Genomic DNA, 19,360 nt, shown 5'->3' with positions numbered 1-19,360 from the left:
TTATAATATACTCAGCAATCCTTTCAGTATTTGGGGCAGTATTTGGAATAATAATATCAATATTTACCTCAACTCCAGTAGGTTCGACAATCGTAACGATATATATTCTCATTTTCATAATTAACTGTATAATTGGAAGAATTCTGAGAATATGATATAATGAGCACAAAAGTGCTCATCTTAAAAGTTCCTTACGGAACTTTATATGTGCTTAAAAGCTGCACAAAAATTATGATATAATATGACTACTTCGTAGTCACTTAGAAGTTTCTTCGAAACTTCGGATGCGTGGAAAAGCAACGCAGGGCATATGATATAATGAGCACAAAAGAAAAAAATCAGCATACAATTAAATATAATACAGATATTAAACAGTGAGTAGCATTTTGCATAAATCCGACTGATGTCAGATTGGCTATCTCACTGCTTTTTTGTTTTTATTAGAATATTTTTATTGGAATTAATTCAGGAGGTGTTTATGAAAGATACTTATTCCAAAATAAAAGATAATTATAATTGCCCATTTAATCTTATAGATGACCTGATAGGTGGAAAGTGGAAGCTTAGGATAGTTGCACACATAATAAACGGCGACAACAGATTTTCTATATTACAGAAAAAAATTGATGATATAACACCAAAGGTATTGATGTCACAGTTAAAGGAGTTAGAGGCAAGCGGACTTATTAACAGAAATGTAATAAAGGAAATGCCACCTAGGATAGTAGTATATGAAATCAATAAGGAATATAGCGATATTGTTGATATAGTTGATAATTTAGAACAATTTGCTAAAGGTTATAGTAATAGAAATGATATAGCAACTGAGAATATAAGGTATGAAAAATAGAGCTCAAAGTTACAAAAAAGTAAGTTATAGACATACTAAATTAGTATGTAATATAATTTGCTGGTCGAAAGTTAGCAACAACTAACAAAAGTAAGGGAAGGAGGAGAAAAGGGTTGAAAAAGTACTGTACAGAAATTATTCTTGCAATAATTCTGCTTGCATTATCATTAATATCTATATTTGTTGGTGTTATTGATATAGATATCAAAGATTTATTAACAAATGATAATAATGCATTGATGATATTTGTTGTTTCAAGATTACCTAGATTGTTAGCAATTATATGTACAGGTATGGGAATGAGTGTTGCAGGACTTATAATGCAGCAGCTATGTATGAACAAGTTTGTATCGCCAACAACAGGAGCAACGATTTCATCAGCACAGCTTGGAATTCTTCTGGCATTATTATTTATTCCTAATTCAACATTATGGCAGAGAGCGGGTTTTGCTTTTGTAACGGCTATTCTTGGTACCTGGGTATTTGTCTGGTTTATTCAGAAAGTTCAATATAAAGATGTGGTAATGGTTCCTCTCGTTGGAATTATGTTTGGTAACGTTATAGGCGGTATAACTAATTTCCTTGCATATAAGTATGAAATGACACAGGCGTTATCCACTTGGCTTGTTGGACATTTTTCATTAGTACTTAAAGGAAGATATGAAATAGTCTATATGGTTGTGCCTCTTATTATATTAGCATTTGTATTTGCTAATCATTTTAATATAGTTGGTATGGGAAAAGATTTTTCTAAAAATCTTGGTGTTCCATATGATATTGTGTTGTTTGGAGGACTTACAATTGCCGCAATGATAACGGCTTCTGTTGTTGTTGTCGTTGGTTCAATTTCTTACATAGGCTTAATTGTTCCTAATATAGTGGCAATGTTTAAGGGTGACAAAATAAGAGGAACGCTTATTGATACCGCTTTATTTGGTGCAATATTTGTTCTGGTCTGCGATATGATTGGCAGAATTGTGATTAAACCATATGAATTACCAATTGAGCTGATTGTTGGAATATTAGGAAGCATTATATTTATAGGAATGCTTTTATACAGATTAAGATATGGAAGAAAAGCAATTGATATAAAGAAAATTTTATTTAAAGATACGAATGGAGCAGGTTATGAACAAAAGAGCTTATAGAAAAAATATTATAAAGCTTATTGTTATTGCATTAATAGCCATTATTATTGTTGCGGCATTTCTTTTTATAGGTGTTAAGTTTCATAATCATAAACTTCTAAGATATGCAATGAAATTAAGAATACCTAAAGTGATTGCGATGATAATAACAGCATTTGCAATAGGAGCGGCAACGATAATATTTCAGTCTGTTATTAATAATACAATTGTTACACCGTGTCTATTGGGAATGAATGCCTTATACACACTTATACATACATCAGTTGTCTTTGTGTTAGGTTCAGGAAGTATATTATTTACCAATGATAATCTTAGTTTTCTTGTAGACCTTGTACTTATGGGAATTATAGCGACTGTTGTATATAGCTGGCTTTTTAAGATGACAGGACATAATGTGCTGTATGTATTGCTTGTTGGAACAGTATTGACTTCATTTTTCTCAAGTATCCAGAGTACATTGACAAGGGTTATGGACCCTAATGAATATGACACGCTTCTGACTTCACTTGTAGCAAGCTTTAGTAATATTAATTCAGAGATAATTATATTTTCGGTGATTATACTTGCACTTATAGGTGTGATTTTTAGAAAAGAACTTGCACTGCTTGATGTAATAACTCTTGGAAAAGAACAGGCAATTAACCTGGGTGTTGATTATGACAGATGTATAAGAAGATTGTTACTGGCTGTAACTTTGTGTATAGCAGTTGCAACAGCTATGGTTGGCCCGATATCATTTCTGGGGCTGATTATTGCTAATATTTCAAGACAACTGTTAAAAACATACAGACATACACAGCTTATAGCTGGTGCGGCGTTAATGGGTGTAATAGCACTTATTGGAGGACAGTTTATAGTTGAAAGAGTGTTTGTGTATTCTATTCCAATAAGTGTATTTATAACAGTTGCAGGTGGTATATATTTTCTATATTTAATATTGAAAGGAAGCAGGCATAATTCATAAAATAATTTGAAGGGAATTACAGTTATGCAGATTAGCCATATTATAAAAAAATATGATGAAAAGACAGTTGTCAATGATGTGAGTTTTTCACTTCCAAAAGGGAAGGTCACATCGCTCATTGGACCCAATGGTGCAGGCAAGTCAACTGTTATGAGTATAATATCAAGACTTATTGCACCGGATAATGGTTCAGTTGTTATAGAAAAGAAAGATATAAACAAATGGAATAGCAAGGAATTATCAAAGCATCTGGCAATACTTACACAGACTAATAATATCCAGATGAAGCTTACTGTAGAAGAACTTGTTGCATTTGGAAGATTTCCTCATTCAGGAGGAAGACTTAATAGTAAAGATAAGGAAATGATTGACAAAGCTATTGACTATATGGAATTAGAAACTTTCAGGGAAAGATTTATAGACGAACTTTCAGGCGGACAAAGGCAGAGAGCATATATAGCTATGGTTATAGCACAGGACACAGAATATGTTCTTTTAGATGAGCCGACTAATAATCTCGATATCTATCACGCAAGTAATCTTATGAAGATAGTAAGAAGATTATGTGATGAACTTGGAAAAACAGTAATACTTGTATTGCACGAGATTAATTATGCGGCATTTTATTCTGATTATATATGTGCATTTAAAGACGGAAAGATTGCTTCATTTGGTACAGTTGAAGAAGTTATAACTAAGGAAAACTTATCTTCTATATATAATGTAGAATTTGAGATTATGCAGATTAAGGGCAAACCATTGTCTATATATTATTAAATTTATTAAATAATGGCAGGATGTCAAAAGTGGAATTTTCCATTCACTTTTATTACTGGTATTGGTTTAGTAATGTATACGGCTTGGGATATATTATAATTTAAAGAAAGGATGAAGTGGCAGTAAGCCACAAAGGTAAAATATGAAAAAACATTTTAAGAAATTATTATTAATGGCACTTATGGCAGTAATGGCAGTAGGACTTATAGCGTGTGGTACTGATAAGTCTGATAATGAAAGTACTAAAGAAGAAAAGACAAGCGTGACAATCACTTCGCTTGATGCTTCAAAGAATGAAATTGAATTAGAAGTTCCTTATAATCCTAAGAGAATAGCAATTCTTGACCTTGCATCTTTAGATATTATAGATGAACTTGGCGTAGGTGACAGAGTAGTAGGAATGGCATCAACAAGTATTGATTACCTTGAAAAATATTCAAATGATGCATCAATTAAAAATCTTGGAACAATAAAAGAGGCTGATTTAGAAGCAGTTATGGAGTGTGAACCAGATATTATATTTATTGGTGGACGTTTATCAAAGAGCTATGATGCTTTAAGTGAAATAGCACCAGTAGTATATCTTGCAACAGATACTAATGAGGGACTTGTAAATAGCGTGTCTAAAAATGCAAAGACAATAGCTTCAATATTCGGAATGGAAGATAAAGTTGATTCACTTATGTCTGATTTTGGAGCAAGAATAGATACAATAAAGAAGATATCATCAGGAAAGACAGCATTAGTAGGTATGACAACAAGCGGAAGTTTTAATCTTCTTGGAAATGATGGAAGATGCTCTTTAATAGGTGTAGAAGCAGGTTTTAACAATCTTACAGCCGCAGGCTCAACATCAACACACGGCAATGAATCTTCATTTGAAACAGTAGTACAGCAGAATCCTGATTATATATTTGTTATGGACAGAGATAGCGCAATATCAACAGCAGGTGCTAAGAATGCTAAAGAAATAGTGGAAAATGAACTTGTAAAGACAACAGATGCCTACAAAAACAACCATATAATATATCTTGAACATTCAAATGTATGGTACACAGCCGAAGGTGGAATACAGGCATTAGACATAATGCTTACAGACCTTGAAAAAGGCTTAAAATAAATAGCTGGAATAAATAAATTCAAGTATTGAAATGATAAAAAAATAATAAAGAAAACCTAAAAAGAGTTTGTGCTAGATTGCCACCCGTACCAGTAGACAGGTGACATATCAAACACAAACTCCTTTTTTAATTAAAAATCTATCCACATAAAAACTGATATGGTATACTTATGAACAGGAAACAATTATAAGGAGACCACGAAAATGATATCAATCACCTTATGTATGATAGTAAAAAATGAACAGTCAATATTAGAACGCTGTCTTATTTCATACGCAGGAACTTATGATGAATTAATAATAGTGGACACTGGTTCGACTGATTCAACCAAAGATATAGCACATAAATACACAGATAAAGTATATGATTATAAATGGTGTGACGATTTTGCCGCTGCCAGAAATTACGCATTTTCATTAGCTTCCTGCGATTATATATTCAGTGCAGATGCAGATGAGATATTAGATGAACGCAATAATCAGGCATTAAAAGACCTGAAATCAATGCTTCTTCCAGAGATAGATATAGTACAGATGTATTATGTTAATGATAATGACTATAACTCTGTGTACAATGTACACAGAGAATTAAGGCCAAAGCTTTTTAAGAGGTTAAGGCCTTTCGTATGGACATCACCAATTCATGAAACAGTAAGGCTTACACCTGTGGTATATGACAGTGATATAGAGATACTGCACAGACCAGTATCAGACCACAGCAGGAGGGATTTCTCTACATATATTAAAGCATTTGCCAGGGGAACACAGTTGGAGGACTATGTTATAACTATGTTATGCAAGGAGCTTTATATTTCTGGTTCAGATAAAGATTTTATGGATTTTAAAGATATATTTGCCGATATTCTTATTAATGAGAACAGAAGTGACGACATTCGACAGGAAGTGAACTGTGTACTTGTTAAAATATACCGCATAGCAGGTGATATGGGAGAATTCTTTAAGCTTGCTTTAAGGTGTGTTGCTGATAATCCAAGCTCAGAGATATGTTATGAACTTGGCAATTATTATTATGATATAAATGACTATGCAGAAGCGGCAATGTGGTATTATAATGCAATATATGAAACTTCAAGCGTATTAGATATTACAAGCGGAGGTAATAAGCCTTTGTATGCTCTTAGCAGATGTTATGACAAGCTTTCAGAAACATCAGAAGATATAGAACAGATAGTACAGTTCAGACAGATGGCGGAAGATTATAAGTATCAGGCAGAGCAATGGAAGCTTCCTGATGAGATAGTTTAAGAATGGAGATAAAGATGCACAACGAAAAGGATAATAATTCAAAAGGCACAGCAAATACAAGAACTAAGCTGTCCCCAATTGCAATTGTACTTATTGTAATAGCTGTAATTGCTCTTTTTTCAGTTATTATAGCAGGAGCTGTAAGTTCTAATAATAAGAAAAGTGGGGATAATACTGTTGGAATGACATTGACAGAGAAGAATTTGAAACCACAGAATAATTCATCTAACAACAGTGTAGCTGACAGGTCACTTACTAAGGTTGAGATATTAATGGATGATACAGCTGTTGTTGTCGGCACAACATTTAAAGCAGCTGCAGTTGTAGAGCCGGAGAATACTGATAAGGCACTTGTGTGGTCAAGCAGTAATGAGGATATTATGAAGGTTGATTCAGATGGTGTTGTAACTGTTAATAATGTAGGTGTTGCGGCACTTACAGCGACAGTAGGAGATGTGTCAGATGCCGTAGCTATTGAGGGAATAAAGAGTGTATCAGCAGGTTCAGCCAATGGATATGTTGTATACACAGGTAATGGAAGCATTACGGGTTCTAATTCATCTAACAGCAGCTCATCAGGGACTTCTAATAGTGGCACATCAGGCAGAACGGGCTACTCATATAACAGTGAGGCAGGAAGCTATGATGATGGTAACAGCAGTGGTACAGATAATGGTAGTTCTGACGGAGGCTATATTGCAGATGATTCATCTAATAATTCAGATGGGTCTTATAACAATAATTCAGGCAATACCTCTAACAATTCAGGCTCTAATTCATCGAATACCAATAGCACTAACACAGGAAGCAGCAGTTCATCAACTGGAAACAGTGACGGAATGAAGAGTACAGATCTGCCAGACATACTTGGTAATCAGGGATTTACAAGAGAATATTCTAATGTATACATATATACAGAAAATGATACTTATTATGGAGAAATAATAATACAGCCAGAAGTTTCTATTATATATATCAAGCAGAGAAGCGGTGGTTTTGACAGCAAGATTAATAGTGTATTAAGTGAGCTTCTCCCATCAGAATATAGTCAGGTATGGAGCAATTATCTTTCTGCTTCAAGTGACAGAACATTTACTGCTGAGGGAAGAAAAGTAAGAATTGTAACAGCAGCAGGCGGAGGACATTCGCAAATTGTAATATACAATTAATGTCAAATATGCTATATTTAATAAAATGCTGTTATATAACCAATAGCATATTTATGAAATGAATAATGAGGTGAAAGTTGTGCTTAATGAGAATAAAGTTAAGATGATGACTAAGATGGCTATATATGAAAAGAACGAGGGCAGGAAAATGCTTCGTACAGTGAAATATTTCAAAGGTGATTTCATTGCTTTCGGTATTTTAAAGACATTAATAACTACAACATTTGCATTTATGATAGTTGCAATTATGTATGTATTATGCAATGCAGAGGGACTTGTTGAGAATATTAATTCAATGGACTATCTTGCATTTGGCAGGAGAGTGGCAATATACTATATAGGAATGTTAGTTATATTTACAGTAATAGCAGCTGTTGTATATAATGTCCAGTATGAACGTTCAAGAAAAGGTCTTAAGAAATATTTTTCAAGACTTAATAAGCTTGAAAGATTTTATAACAGCCAGAAGAAAAGAAAGTAAATATGGAGGATATAATGGCGGTTTTATTAGAACTCAAAGAGAATTTTAAAAGATTTTACAACAAATATGATATATATATTGTACCGGTGGCTAAGTTTATAGCAGCATTGGTTTCATTTCTTATGCTTAATGCCTCTATCGGCTATATGGATAAGCTTAATAGTCCTATAATAGCAGTATTAGTATCGGTTATATGTGCATTTCTGCCTAATGGCTTTACAATAGTAATGCTTTCGATATTTATGATTGCACACTTGTATGCAATATCAGTAGAATTTGCACTTATTGCATTGTGCGTAGTGCTTCTTATGTATCTGTTATATTTCAGATTTACACCAAAGCTTGGATATCTGCTAATATTAACAGTAATTATGTGTGGTTTTAAGATACCTTATGTTATACCGGTTGCTGTAGGTTTATGCTCATCATTTCTTGCGGCAATACCTGTAAGCTTTGGTGTAATAATTTATTATATAATTAATACAGCCAGTGCTTACGAAGCAGCAGTTACTAACAAATCTTTAACAGAGAGTATGTTACAGGTTTCTTATTTAATAGAAAGTCTTGTTAAGGACAAGCAGATGATAGTGTTAATTGCAGCACTTGCAGTTACAGTAATTGTTGTATACATAATAAGAAGACTTAAGATTGACTATGCATGGGGTTACGCTATAGGAATAGGAAGTGTATTACAGTTCATAATTCTTGTTGTATGCGAGATTGTATTTAAGACTGAATTTAATATAGTTCTTATTGTAATCGGAGTTATATTAGGTGCACTTGCAGGTTATATCTGTAATGTTATGTTCTTTGCAGTTGATTTCAGAAGAACAGAGTATGTACAGTATGAAGATGACGAATACTATTATTATGTAAAGGCTGTGCCTAAGATTAATGTAGCAGGTGAGGATGTAAAGGTTAAGCAGATTAATGCAAGAAAGACCAGAAAAGCCTCAGATATAAGTGATGTAAGACAGGCTAAATCAACAACTGCTGCCACAGAAGAAGACGAAGATATGATATTTTTTGATAAATAATAGTATGTTTATCATATAGAAATTAAAAGGGTGGTGAGAATGTGACTACATCAGGTAATCTGTTGCAGAATTATTTTTCAAGATTATATATACCAAGGATTACATGGACAGATATTATAGAGATAATTATTATTGCGGTTGTTCTTTATAATATTCTGTTATGGATAATGAATACTAAAGCGTGGGCTTTGCTTAAAGGAATTATAGTAGTAGGTTTATTCGCGGTAGTTGCATATCTGCTTAACTTAAAGACTATATTGTGGATAGCAGGAAAGACGATAAGTGTTGGAATTATAGCACTTGTTATTATATTCCAGCCTGAATTAAGAAGGGCGTTAGAGCAGTTAGGAAGGAAGAAATTTGTTCTTAATTTCCTGAATTTTGGTGATAACAGCAATAAAGATGAGCGTTTTAGTGTTAAGACGGCTGACGAAATTGTTGATGCGTGCTACAGGATGGGAGCGGTAAGGACAGGTGCATTGATAGTTATAGAACAGGATATGCTTCTGGAAGAGTATATAAAGACAGGAATACCTGTAGATGGTATTGTCACAAGCCAGCTTCTTATTAATATATTTGAGCATAATACACCGCTTCACGATGGTGCAGTTATAGTTAGGGGTAACAGGGTTGTTGCAGCTACCTGTTATCTTCCACTTACAGATAATGTTAATCTTAGCAAGGCTTTAGGAACAAGACACCGTGCCGGAGTCGGAATAAGCGAAGCTACAGACAGTATGACAATTATTGTATCAGAGGAAACGGGTAAGGTTTCCGTAGCTTTTGGTGGTGAATTAATACACGATATTGATGCAGATTCTTTAAAGAATAAACTGGAATATATCCGTAGAAAGAATATAGATGTTAAGTCTTTCAGGATATGGAGAGGCAGGTTGAAGCATGAAAGAGAAGATATTTAAGAATTTCAGCCTGAAGTTATTATCCGCTGTATTTGCAGTTGTTCTATGGACAGTTATTGTTAATATATATGACCCTAACACGAGTTATACATTCAGTAATATAACTGTACAGCTTATTAATACACAGAGCCTTACAGACAAAGATTACAGTTATGAAGTTGTTGATGGCGGCAAGATTTCAGTTACAGTAAGCGGTCCAAAGAGTGTCGTAACAGACCTTAAGACAAGTGATATAAGTGCAACCGCAGATTTGAGTAAGGTTACTGCATTTACAGATTATGTAGATATACAGGTTCAGGTAATTAAAGATGGACAGGTTCTTAATAATGTAGAGGCTGTTCCAAGAACATCAGCACTTAAGCTAAGCATAGAGAACAGGGATACCAAGACTTTGTCATTAGATGTTAACACGACAGGTTCTACAGCTTCAGGATATACGGTTGCTTCGACAAGTTCATCACCAACATATATCAAAGTTACAGGTCCTACATCTTTACTTGAGAGTGTAGCAGCATTATCAGTAAATGTAGATGTATCAGGTGCTAAGGAAGATATAAGCACAAGTGCAGATGTTAAGATGTTAGATGAAGATGGTAATGAAATAGTAAATGATGCACTTGAACTGTCATGTACTAAAGCAGATATCAATGTTGATATAGCAAGAATGAAGACGGTGTCAATAACAGCAAAGACAGGTGGAACGCCGTCAGACGGATATATTATAACAGATACAATATTAAGCCAGGCATCTGCGGTTATAACAGGTTCAGATGATTTGCTGGGTAAAGTAGATACAATAACAATTCCATCGCAGAATATTAATGCTGATGGATTGAGTGCTGATAAGACATATACTTTCAGATTATCAGATTATGTTCCATCAGGAATTAAATTTGTATCTGACAGCAGTCTTACTGTTACAGTTAAGATAGCACAGAAGGCTACAAAGCAGATAAGTCTTTCAGCTTCAGAGATAACACTTAATAATATACAGACAGGGTTTAATGCACAGGTAATGCAGGGTATTACATTTACTGTAACAGGTAATGATAATGTGTTATCGGCTGTCAGTGCATCAGATGTAAAGGCAGGCATTGACCTTAAGAATCTTGGGGCAGGAACTCATAATGTCACAGTGGCGTTATCACTGCCTGATGGAATAACTGTAGTAGGTAATGTTACTGTTAATGTTACAATAACGGCAATACAGCAGGAAACAACTACAGAGAGTACCAAAGCGACAGAAAGCACTACATCGGCGACAAGGTAATTTGTTAAGAACTGCCATTTAAGGAGGGATTATAATGGTAAAGGAGAATATAATTGTCACAAGCCAGCTTGGAATACATCTTCGTCCAGCGGGTGCTATGTGTGATGCGGCAATTAAATTTGATTCTAATATATCATTTGAATATGCAGAGGGTAAGACAGCCAATGCAAAGAGTGTAATATCAATACTTGCATCAGGTGTTAAATGTGGAGATGAGATAACTTTAATAGCTGATGGAAGCGATGAAGAAGAAGCGTTAAAGACAGTATCAGAAAAGTTTAAAGAAGCTCTTAAAGATTGATTTAATCTACGGATTGAATTATAATTAAATAAAATGATGTAGCAATACGTGTACATCAGTCAGGGGAAAATACCATTTTCCCCGACATTATTAAATAACAAGGAAAGAGGTACAGAGTATGGGTTATATGGAAGTTTATAAGTCTTGGTGTGACAATATGTATTTTGATGAAGCAACAAGAGATGAACTTAAGTCGATCGCTAATGATGAGAAGGAGATTGAAGACAGATTTTACAAAGATCTTGAATTCGGAACAGGTGGCTTAAGAGGTGTAATTGGCAATGGTACTAATAGAATGAACATTTACACTGTAAGAAAGGCAACACAGGGACTTGCTAACTTTATTATTAAGGAAGGTGCAGCAGACAGAGGTGTAGCTATTGCATTTGACTCAAGAAGAATGTCACCTGAATTTGCTGATGAAGCAGCACTTTGTCTTAATGCTAACGGAATTAAGGCATATATATTCCCTTCACTTCGTCCAACACCAGAATTATCATTTGCATTAAGAGACCTTAACTGCATAGCTGGTATTGTAGTAACAGCAAGCCACAACCCACCAGAATACAACGGATATAAGGTGTACTGGGAAGATGGTGCACAGATTACAGCACCTAAGGATTCACAGATTATATCAGAAGTTAAGGCTGTAACAGATTACAATACAGTTAAGACTATGGATAAAGATGAAGCTAAGGCTTGCGGTCTTTACAATGTGATCGGATACGATATGGATGACAGATATATGGCCGCATTAAAGAAGATGAGTATTAATGGAGATATCATTAAGAAAGTAGCGGATGATATTAAGATTGTATACACACCATTCCATGGTACAGGTAATATTCCAGTAAGAAGAGTTCTTAAGGAATTAGGCTTTAAGCACGTATATGTTGTTCCAGAACAGGAAAAGCCAGACCCAGATTTTACAACGCTTGAATATCCTAACCCAGAAGATCCTAAGGCATTCACATTAGCATTAAAGCTTGCTAAGGAAGTTGATGCAGATATCGTTCTTGCAACAGATCCGGATGCTGACAGACTTGGTGTATATTCTAAGGATACTAAGACAGGTGAATACCAGTCATTTACAGGTAATATGTCTGCTATGCTTATTGCAGAATATATCCTTTCACAAAGACAGGAAAAGGGACTTCTTCATAAGAACGGAGCATTTGTTAAGACAATAGTTTCAACTAATATGGCTGACAGCATTGCTAAGGAATATAACCTTAAGCTTATTGAAGTTCTTACAGGCTTTAAGTTCATCGGTGAGCAGATTAAGTTCTTTGAACAGCAGGGTACATATGAATATGAATTTGGTTTTGAGGAAAGCTATGGCTGTCTTGTAGGAACACACGCAAGAGATAAGGATGCTATCGTTGCAGTTATGGCACTTTGTGAAGCAGCAGCTTACTATAAGAATAAAGGTCTTACTTTATGGGATCAGATGATTAACATCTATGAGAAGTATGGCTACTATAAAGAAGGACAGGTTGCTATCACAATGAAGGGTGCTGAGGGTGCTGGAAAGATTGCTAAGATGATGGATGACCTTAGAAATAATACACCATCTAAGATTGGTAACTGGACAGTTCTTGAAGCAAGAGATTATAAGAAGGACGAATGTGTCAATATGGTTACAGGTGATAAGCATAGCACAGGACTTCCTGACTCTAATGTACTTTATTATGATTTATCAGACAACGCATGGTGCTGTGCAAGACCATCTGGTACAGAGCCTAAGATTAAGTTCTATATGGGCGTTAAGGGCAGCAGCATAGAAGATGCAGCAGCTAAAGAAGAAGCTTTAAAGAAAGCTGTTATGGAGCTTGTTGGGCAGTAATCAGTAAGTATTATTTGATGGATATGTTTTACATAGCATAATTATATAAGTTCAGATTTTCTTAACAAGTAATACACAATATGAACACATTTCGTGAATATACTAACAGTATCAACAACGAAATGTGTTCATTTTTTCGTTGAAATGACATAAGTAAGGAGTGTTTGGATATGTATAATAATGAAGATAACGATTATATGAACAATAATTCTGATAATAATTCTAGGAATTATGAGAATGTAGAGCCTGATAATAATCAGAGTACAGGAACAACTGGATATACAACATACAGCCATAACACAGGTTATAATCAGAACAGTGCAGGTGGTGCTGGTATGAATAATGGACAGAACCAGTATTCTAACGGAAGTAATAATTATGGCTATAATGGTTATGGATATAATCAGGGTGGTATGAATAATTCACAGTATGGTGCTAATACATCATACAATAGCACAGGAACTAATGCCGGATATAATAACACAGCATATAATAATGGTGCTAATACAGGCTTTCATAATGCATCAGATAACAGTAATTCAACCTATAGATATTCATATGTTAATAATAATATAGGCAGTGATCAGAATAATTCTTATAGGAATGCACAAAGAGCAGCTAAGCAGGCTAAGAAGGAAGCAAGAAAGAAGTCATTTAACAATTGGTTTTCTAAGAATTCCACGGCTAAGAAGTATATAAGTGGTGTGCTTGCAGCAGTGGTATTTGGTGTTGTAGCTGGTTCAGCAATGTATGGAACTTATCATATTGAGAAGAAATATTTAGGTGGTAATGATACTAAGAACTATACAATTTCAACTGTGACAAGCAATATTGATAAAGTTACAAGCGATGATATTAATGCTAATGGAGATACTAATCTTTCACAATATTCATCAATGAATGTAGAAAGTGTGGCACAGGCAGCACTTCCGGCTATGGTTGCCCTTAATGGTACAACTACAGTAAGCAGTTCATCTTCAATGTATGGCTGGGGACAGCAGCAGTACGAGGCTTCAACAAGTGGAACTGGTATTATTGTTGGTAAGAATGATACAGAGCTTCTTATTGTAACTAATGCACATGTTGTAGATAATGTATCCAACTTAAAATGTGTATTTGTGGATGACCAGTCAGTAAGTGCAACGGTAAAGGGTTCTAAGTCAGATCAGGATATAGCAGTAGTTGCTGTATCATTATCAGATATTCCGTCTGACACAATAAGTAAAATAGCTATTGCAGAACTTGCAGATTCTGATACAATTGCAGTAGGCCAGCAGGTAGTGGCAATTGGTAATGCACTTGGAGAAGGACAGTCAGTTACTAATGGTATTATAAGTGCCCTTGACAGATCAATAACAGTTAACAATGTTACATTTTCAGGACTTATAATGACTAACGCAGCTATTAACTCAGGTAATAGTGGTGGAGCACTTCTTAATGCAAGCGGCAAGGTAATTGCTATTAACTTTGCTAAGACATCATCAGATGGTGTTGAGGGTATGGCATATTCAATACCTGTATCTAATGTTAAGGAACTTATAAGCTCACTTATGAGCAAGCAGACAAGACAGAAGGTAGATTCAGATAATGCTGGATATCTTGGTATTGCTGCTATAGATATAACAAGCACATATGCTTCTATGTATGGTTACCCACAGGGTATAATGGTTCGTACAGTAGCATCTGGCTCAGCAGCAGAGAAGGCAGGACTTTCAGCTTACGATATAATTGTCGGTTTTGATGACCAGTCAATATCAACAATGTCAGGCTTACAGTCACTTCTGCAGTATTATTCAGCAGGAGAGACAGTAAAGGTTGACTACTATCATCTTGAAGGTAGTGAATATGTACTAAAGAGTGTGGAGGTTACATTAGGAAAGAAGAACTAATAAGCCTCGTAACACAGAATTGAGGATTAAATGAGTAACAACGATAATAATAATGAGAACAATACAACTGCTAACACAGATGAATACGAAAAGGTGTGTTATATATGCAGAAGGTCAGAGTCTAAGGCTGGTAAAATGATTAATATGCCAGGTGGTTTATGTGTATGTGCAGATTGTATGCAGAAGACCTTTGATACAATTAATAACAGTGATATCAATTATGATGACCTTATGAATAATATGCCTAATATGGGAATGTTCGGCGGCTTTAATATGATGGGTAATGACATTTCCAACAGGCAGAAAGTCAAGAAAAAGAAAGAAGATAATAACAAGCCTGCAGATAAGGAAAAGGACGATACACTTGATTTGGCTAATCTTCCAGCACCTCATCAGATAAAGGCAATGTTAGATGAATATGTAATAGGTCAGGACTATGCCAAGAAGGTTATGTCAGTTGCTGTATACAATCATTATAAGAGAGTTGCCACAGGAACTATGGACGATATTGAGATTGAAAAGTCTAATATGCTTATGATAGGACCTACAGGAAGCGGAAAGACTTATCTTGTAAAGACACTGGCAAGACTTTTAAAAGTACCTCTTGCAATTACAGATGCTACTTCACTTACCGAAGCTGGCTATATAGGTGATGATATAGAGAGCGTTGTATCAAAGCTTTTACAGGCAGCAGATAATGACGTGGAGAAGGCAGAAAGAGGCATTATATTTATTGATGAGATAGATAAGATTGCCAAGAAGAAAGAAACAAGAAGCCGTGATGTAAGCGGTGAATCTGTACAGCAGGGAATGTTAAAGCTTCTTGAGGGAAGTGATATAGAAGTTCCAGTAGGTGCTACAAGCAAAAATGCTATGGTTCCGCAGGTTACAGTTAACACACGCAACATATTATTTATATGCGGTGGTGCATTTCCAGACCTTGAGAATATAATAAAGGCAAGACTTAATAAGCAGTCATCAATAGGTTTTAACTCAGACCTTAAAGATAAATATGATAATGACAAGAATATATTATCAAAGGTTGAATTAGAGGATTTAAGGGAATTTGGTATGATTCCTGAATTCTTAGGACGACTTCCTATAGTATTCTCTTTAGAGGGTCTTACAGAGGATATGCTTGTTAAGATTATGAAAGAGCCTAAGAATGCAATACTTAAGCAGTATCAGAAGTTATTAGAACTTGATGAGGTTAAGCTTGAATTTGATGATGATGCTTTAAGACAGATTGCAAAGAAAGCTATGGAAAAAGATACAGGAGCAAGAGCATTAAGGTCTATAATAGAAGAATATATGCTTGATATAATGTATGAAATTCCTAAAGATGATAATATCGGAAGTGTCACAATAACAGCAGATTACATTGAGAAGAAGGGCACACCGCTTATTATGATGCGTGGACAGGAAAGACTTCCAATGAATAATGCAGAAGCTTAATGCTGTCAGTTTCACAAGCCATTATGCACAAGATATTCTGCTGATGTTATTTTGCAGAAGTTATTATGTATATGTCAGTATGTCAGTATATTAGTATTATTATAAAATATTAATCATATAATGTCCTTAAAGATTATCTTTAAGGACATTTTTTATGCCTTTATGCAGTGAAATGATAACAGATGAGGATATATATGATTATATAGTTGTCAATCTTCCGGGAATTAATAAGATGCTTCAAAGCAACCCTGATGTATGTATACAGAAGGTTGATGACCAATGGCTTGTTGCACATAGCAGGCTTCCGGATGACAGGGATTTTAATATAAGTGACTTGGGATATTATACAATTCCCAAGTTGTATGGGCTTATGGATACATCAAGCATTGATGCGGTAAATGCCACCAACATAACAAGCCAGCCTTTTTTAAATTCAAAAGGGCAGGGTGTTATCGTGGGGATAATAGACACAGGAATTGATTATCTTAGTGAGAACTTCTGTGATACGGCTGGTAATACGCGTATTATGGCTATATGGGATCAGACCCTTGAGTACAGGCAGAATTTATATGTTAATTATGGTCGTATATATGAACAGGCAGAGATTAATACAGCACTTGAAGCATACCGCAATGGACTAAATCCTTACGATTATGTGGGAACAACCGATATTACAGGGCACGGAACATTTATGGCTGGAGTAATTGCTTCAAGAAAAATTGATGATTACATAGGTGTTGCACCAGAGGCAAGCATAGTATGTGTAAAATTAAAAAATGCAAAGAAATATTTAAGGGATTACTTCTACATAAGGGATGATGCAGTGTGTTTTGAGGAAACGGATATTATGCTTGCCGCAAGATTTCTAAAGGATTATGCAGGGTTAAAGAAAATGCCTCTTGTCATATATATGGGACTGGGTAGTGGTCTGGGCTCAAGAACAGGCGGAAGTCCTTTATCAAATGTTCTTGATTCACTTACAATGCACGTTAATACATGTGTTGTTGTTCCTGCTGGCAATGAGGCAGTCAAAAGGACACATTTTAGCGGTTACGCTTCTGTTGTTCCTGAATATAAGGAAATGGAGATAAATGTTGAGAGGCGTGGAAAAGGCTTTGTGCTTGAAATATGGGCAAAAAGTCTTGATGTACTGTCGGTATCAATAATATCACCGACAGGCGAGATTATTCCAAGAATACCAGCAAGGATAGGCTCAAGTACACAATATTCATTTCTTTTGGAGAATTCAAGGATATATGTTGATTACCAGATTACAGAAACTGTTGCAGGGCAGGAAGTTATATTTATGAGATTTGAACGTCCGGCAGAGGGACTGTGGAAGATAGATGTATATAGTCTTACTAATCTTCCTGGATATTTTAATGCGTGGATAACTTTAAAAGAGCTTATGGACTGTGATGCCTATTTTCTTAATTCAGATGCTGATGTAACGCTTGTAGAGCCTGCCAGCGGTTTAAGGCTTATTACTGTTGGTGCATATAATCATAATACCAACGGAAGCGACGTGAACAGCAGCAGGGGTTATACGGCGGATAACAGGGTTAAGCCTGATATAGCAGCACCAGGAGTTAATGTGTATGGTGTTGGAGGCGTAAGAGGCTATACAGTTAGATCAGGAACAAGCATTGCTGCGGCACACGTTGCAGGGGCAGCGGCATTATTTTTTAGCTGGGGAGTTACTAACAATAACAGATCAGTTATAAGTAATAGCGAGATTAAGTCATATATAATAAGGGGAGCAGACCGACCGGGGGATATTGCTTATCCAAATGTTGAATATGGCTATGGCAGATTGAATATAGCAGGTGCATTTGACCAGATGAGGATAAGTTAATAAAAGCTTAAGGCTTAGCTTATTGTAATTATTAAGTACATATGATAAAGTGATTATGTATGCGGATATATTGTCAGGAATTGCAGGGTGATGTAATAGTGAAGCAATTAATTGGCATATGTAAGGGAAGTATCCCCGACACCTATATAAGAATTATAAAGGACAGGTATTTAACAATGAAATATAAAGCGATTGCACTCGATCTTGACGGAACACTCACAGACCATAATAAGAAGCTTCCGGAGGCTAATAAGGAGGCTGTATGGGCTGCAATTGATAAAGATGTTACAGTTATATTGGCTTCGGGACGTCCATTATTTGGGATAACACCGATAGCAGATGAGCTTGAGTTAGATAAGAGAGGCGGATATATATTAGCTTACAATGGTGGTGAGATAATTAACTGCCTGAATGGAGATGTAATTGTAAGCCACGAGCTTCCAAGGCAGTGTATAGACGATATATGTGATTATGCAAGAGCTAATGATGTGTATGCACTTACATATTCGGACGGAAAGATAGCAGCAGAGAGTGATGATGATGAGTATGTGTTAAAAGAAGCATTTTGCAATAATACAACAATAATTAAGACAGATGATTTAAAGAAATATGTAGATTATCCAGTTAATAAGTTCCTTGTTGTAGGAAGACACGATAAGCTTGTGCCAGTGCAGGAAGCTTTATTAGAGCATTATTCTGACGTGCTTGATGCATTTTATTCAGAAGATTATTTCCTTGAGGTAGTACCAAAGGGGGTTGCCAAAGATAAATCATTACAGCAGTTATTAGGTAAGCTGTCTATCAAAGAAGATGAGCTTATAGCCTGTGGAGATGGAATGAATGATATACCAATGTTAAAGATAGCAGGTGTTGCGGCTGTTATGGATAATGCGTATGAAGAAGTGAAAAAGTATGCAGACTATATCGCACCATCTAATGATGAATCGGGAGTTGCCGATATAATTAAAAGATTTATATTAAATGCTTAGAGTGATTAAGTGATAAATAATTA

General features: G+C 35.3%; 17 protein-coding genes. All 17 read left to right on the top strand.

The genetic code is table 11. From position 1 onward, the window contains the following. Positions 1-478 precede the first annotated feature (478 nt). The 17 genes from BM157_RS09815 to BM157_RS09735 all read left to right on the top strand — a co-directional run bounded on the left by BM157_RS09815 (position 479) and on the right by BM157_RS09735 (position 19,337). On the top strand, positions 479-850 hold the full coding sequence (locus BM157_RS09815; RefSeq protein ID WP_090140919.1) for a winged helix-turn-helix transcriptional regulator: 372 nt from the start codon (positions 479-481) through the stop codon (positions 848-850). A 113-nt stretch (positions 851-963) separates the two neighbouring features. Then, positions 964-1,998: an ABC transporter permease gene (locus BM157_RS09810; protein ID WP_022501929.1), complete on the top strand. Its 1,035-nt coding sequence runs from the start codon at positions 964-966 to the stop codon at positions 1,996-1,998. Beyond that, positions 1,979-2,962 (top strand): iron chelate uptake ABC transporter family permease subunit, encoded by a 984-nt coding sequence (locus BM157_RS09805; RefSeq protein WP_055174014.1) that lies wholly within the window; start codon positions 1,979-1,981, stop codon positions 2,960-2,962. The genes BM157_RS09810 and BM157_RS09805 overlap by 20 nt, the downstream gene beginning before the upstream one ends. A gap of 24 nt (positions 2,963-2,986) precedes the next feature. Further along, complete coding sequence (locus BM157_RS09800) at positions 2,987-3,739, top strand: iron ABC transporter ATP-binding protein (RefSeq protein ID WP_022501927.1); 753 nt, start codon at positions 2,987-2,989, stop codon at positions 3,737-3,739. A gap of 142 nt (positions 3,740-3,881) precedes the next feature. Next, positions 3,882-4,859: a siderophore ABC transporter substrate-binding protein gene (locus BM157_RS09795; RefSeq protein WP_090140917.1), complete on the top strand. Its 978-nt coding sequence runs from the start codon at positions 3,882-3,884 to the stop codon at positions 4,857-4,859. A gap of 204 nt (positions 4,860-5,063) precedes the next feature. Next, positions 5,064-6,125, top strand: a complete 1,062-nt coding sequence (locus BM157_RS09790; protein WP_090140915.1) for a glycosyltransferase family 2 protein — start codon at positions 5,064-5,066, stop codon at positions 6,123-6,125. Between the two features lie 2 nt (positions 6,126-6,127). Continuing rightward, a complete protein-coding gene (locus BM157_RS09785) occupies positions 6,128-7,294 on the top strand; it encodes an Ig-like domain-containing protein (RefSeq protein WP_090140913.1) in 1,167 nt (388 codons plus the stop codon). A gap of 79 nt (positions 7,295-7,373) precedes the next feature. After that, positions 7,374-7,775 (top strand): hypothetical protein, encoded by a 402-nt coding sequence (locus BM157_RS09780; RefSeq protein WP_318255909.1) that lies wholly within the window; start codon positions 7,374-7,376, stop codon positions 7,773-7,775. Between the two features lie 14 nt (positions 7,776-7,789). Next, positions 7,790-8,812, top strand: coding sequence for a hypothetical protein (locus BM157_RS09775; protein WP_022501922.1), 1,023 nt, complete (start codon positions 7,790-7,792; stop codon positions 8,810-8,812). A gap of 41 nt (positions 8,813-8,853) precedes the next feature. After that, complete coding sequence (gene cdaA, locus BM157_RS09770) at positions 8,854-9,732, top strand: diadenylate cyclase CdaA (protein WP_022501921.1); 879 nt, start codon at positions 8,854-8,856, stop codon at positions 9,730-9,732. Then, positions 9,713-11,002 carry a CdaR family protein gene (locus tag BM157_RS09765; protein ID WP_090140911.1) on the top strand — a complete coding sequence of 430 codons (1,290 nt, stop codon included), beginning with the start codon at positions 9,713-9,715 and terminating at the stop codon, positions 11,000-11,002. Before cdaA ends, BM157_RS09765 begins: the two co-directional genes overlap by 20 nt. A gap of 34 nt (positions 11,003-11,036) precedes the next feature. After that, positions 11,037-11,303: an HPr family phosphocarrier protein gene (locus BM157_RS09760; protein ID WP_022501919.1), complete on the top strand. Its 267-nt coding sequence runs from the start codon at positions 11,037-11,039 to the stop codon at positions 11,301-11,303. 118 nt (positions 11,304-11,421) lie between these two features. Next, a complete protein-coding gene (locus BM157_RS09755; protein WP_055174019.1) occupies positions 11,422-13,149 on the top strand; it encodes a phospho-sugar mutase in 1,728 nt (575 codons plus the stop codon). A gap of 170 nt (positions 13,150-13,319) precedes the next feature. Then, the gene (locus BM157_RS09750) at positions 13,320-15,038 is read left to right on the top strand and encodes a S1C family serine protease (protein WP_318255908.1); all 1,719 of its coding nucleotides are present in this window, start codon (positions 13,320-13,322) and stop codon (positions 15,036-15,038) included. A 30-nt stretch (positions 15,039-15,068) separates the two neighbouring features. Next, complete coding sequence (gene clpX, locus BM157_RS09745) at positions 15,069-16,493, top strand: ATP-dependent Clp protease ATP-binding subunit ClpX (RefSeq protein ID WP_022501916.1); 1,425 nt, start codon at positions 15,069-15,071, stop codon at positions 16,491-16,493. A gap of 154 nt (positions 16,494-16,647) precedes the next feature. After that, complete coding sequence (locus BM157_RS09740) at positions 16,648-18,348, top strand: S8 family peptidase (RefSeq protein WP_055174021.1); 1,701 nt, start codon at positions 16,648-16,650, stop codon at positions 18,346-18,348. Positions 18,349-18,446: 98 nt separating this feature from the next. Beyond that, on the top strand, positions 18,447-19,337 hold the full coding sequence (locus BM157_RS09735; protein ID WP_242858612.1) for a Cof-type HAD-IIB family hydrolase: 891 nt from the start codon (positions 18,447-18,449) through the stop codon (positions 19,335-19,337). Positions 19,338-19,360: the final 23 nt, after the last annotated feature.

This window comes from [Lactobacillus] rogosae (assembly GCA_900112995.1).
Classification (GTDB): Bacteria; Bacillota; Clostridia; order Lachnospirales; family Lachnospiraceae; genus Lachnospira; species Lachnospira rogosae.
Note: the sequence above shows the minus strand (reverse complement) of the source record. Positions and strands in the feature narration are given on the sequence as shown.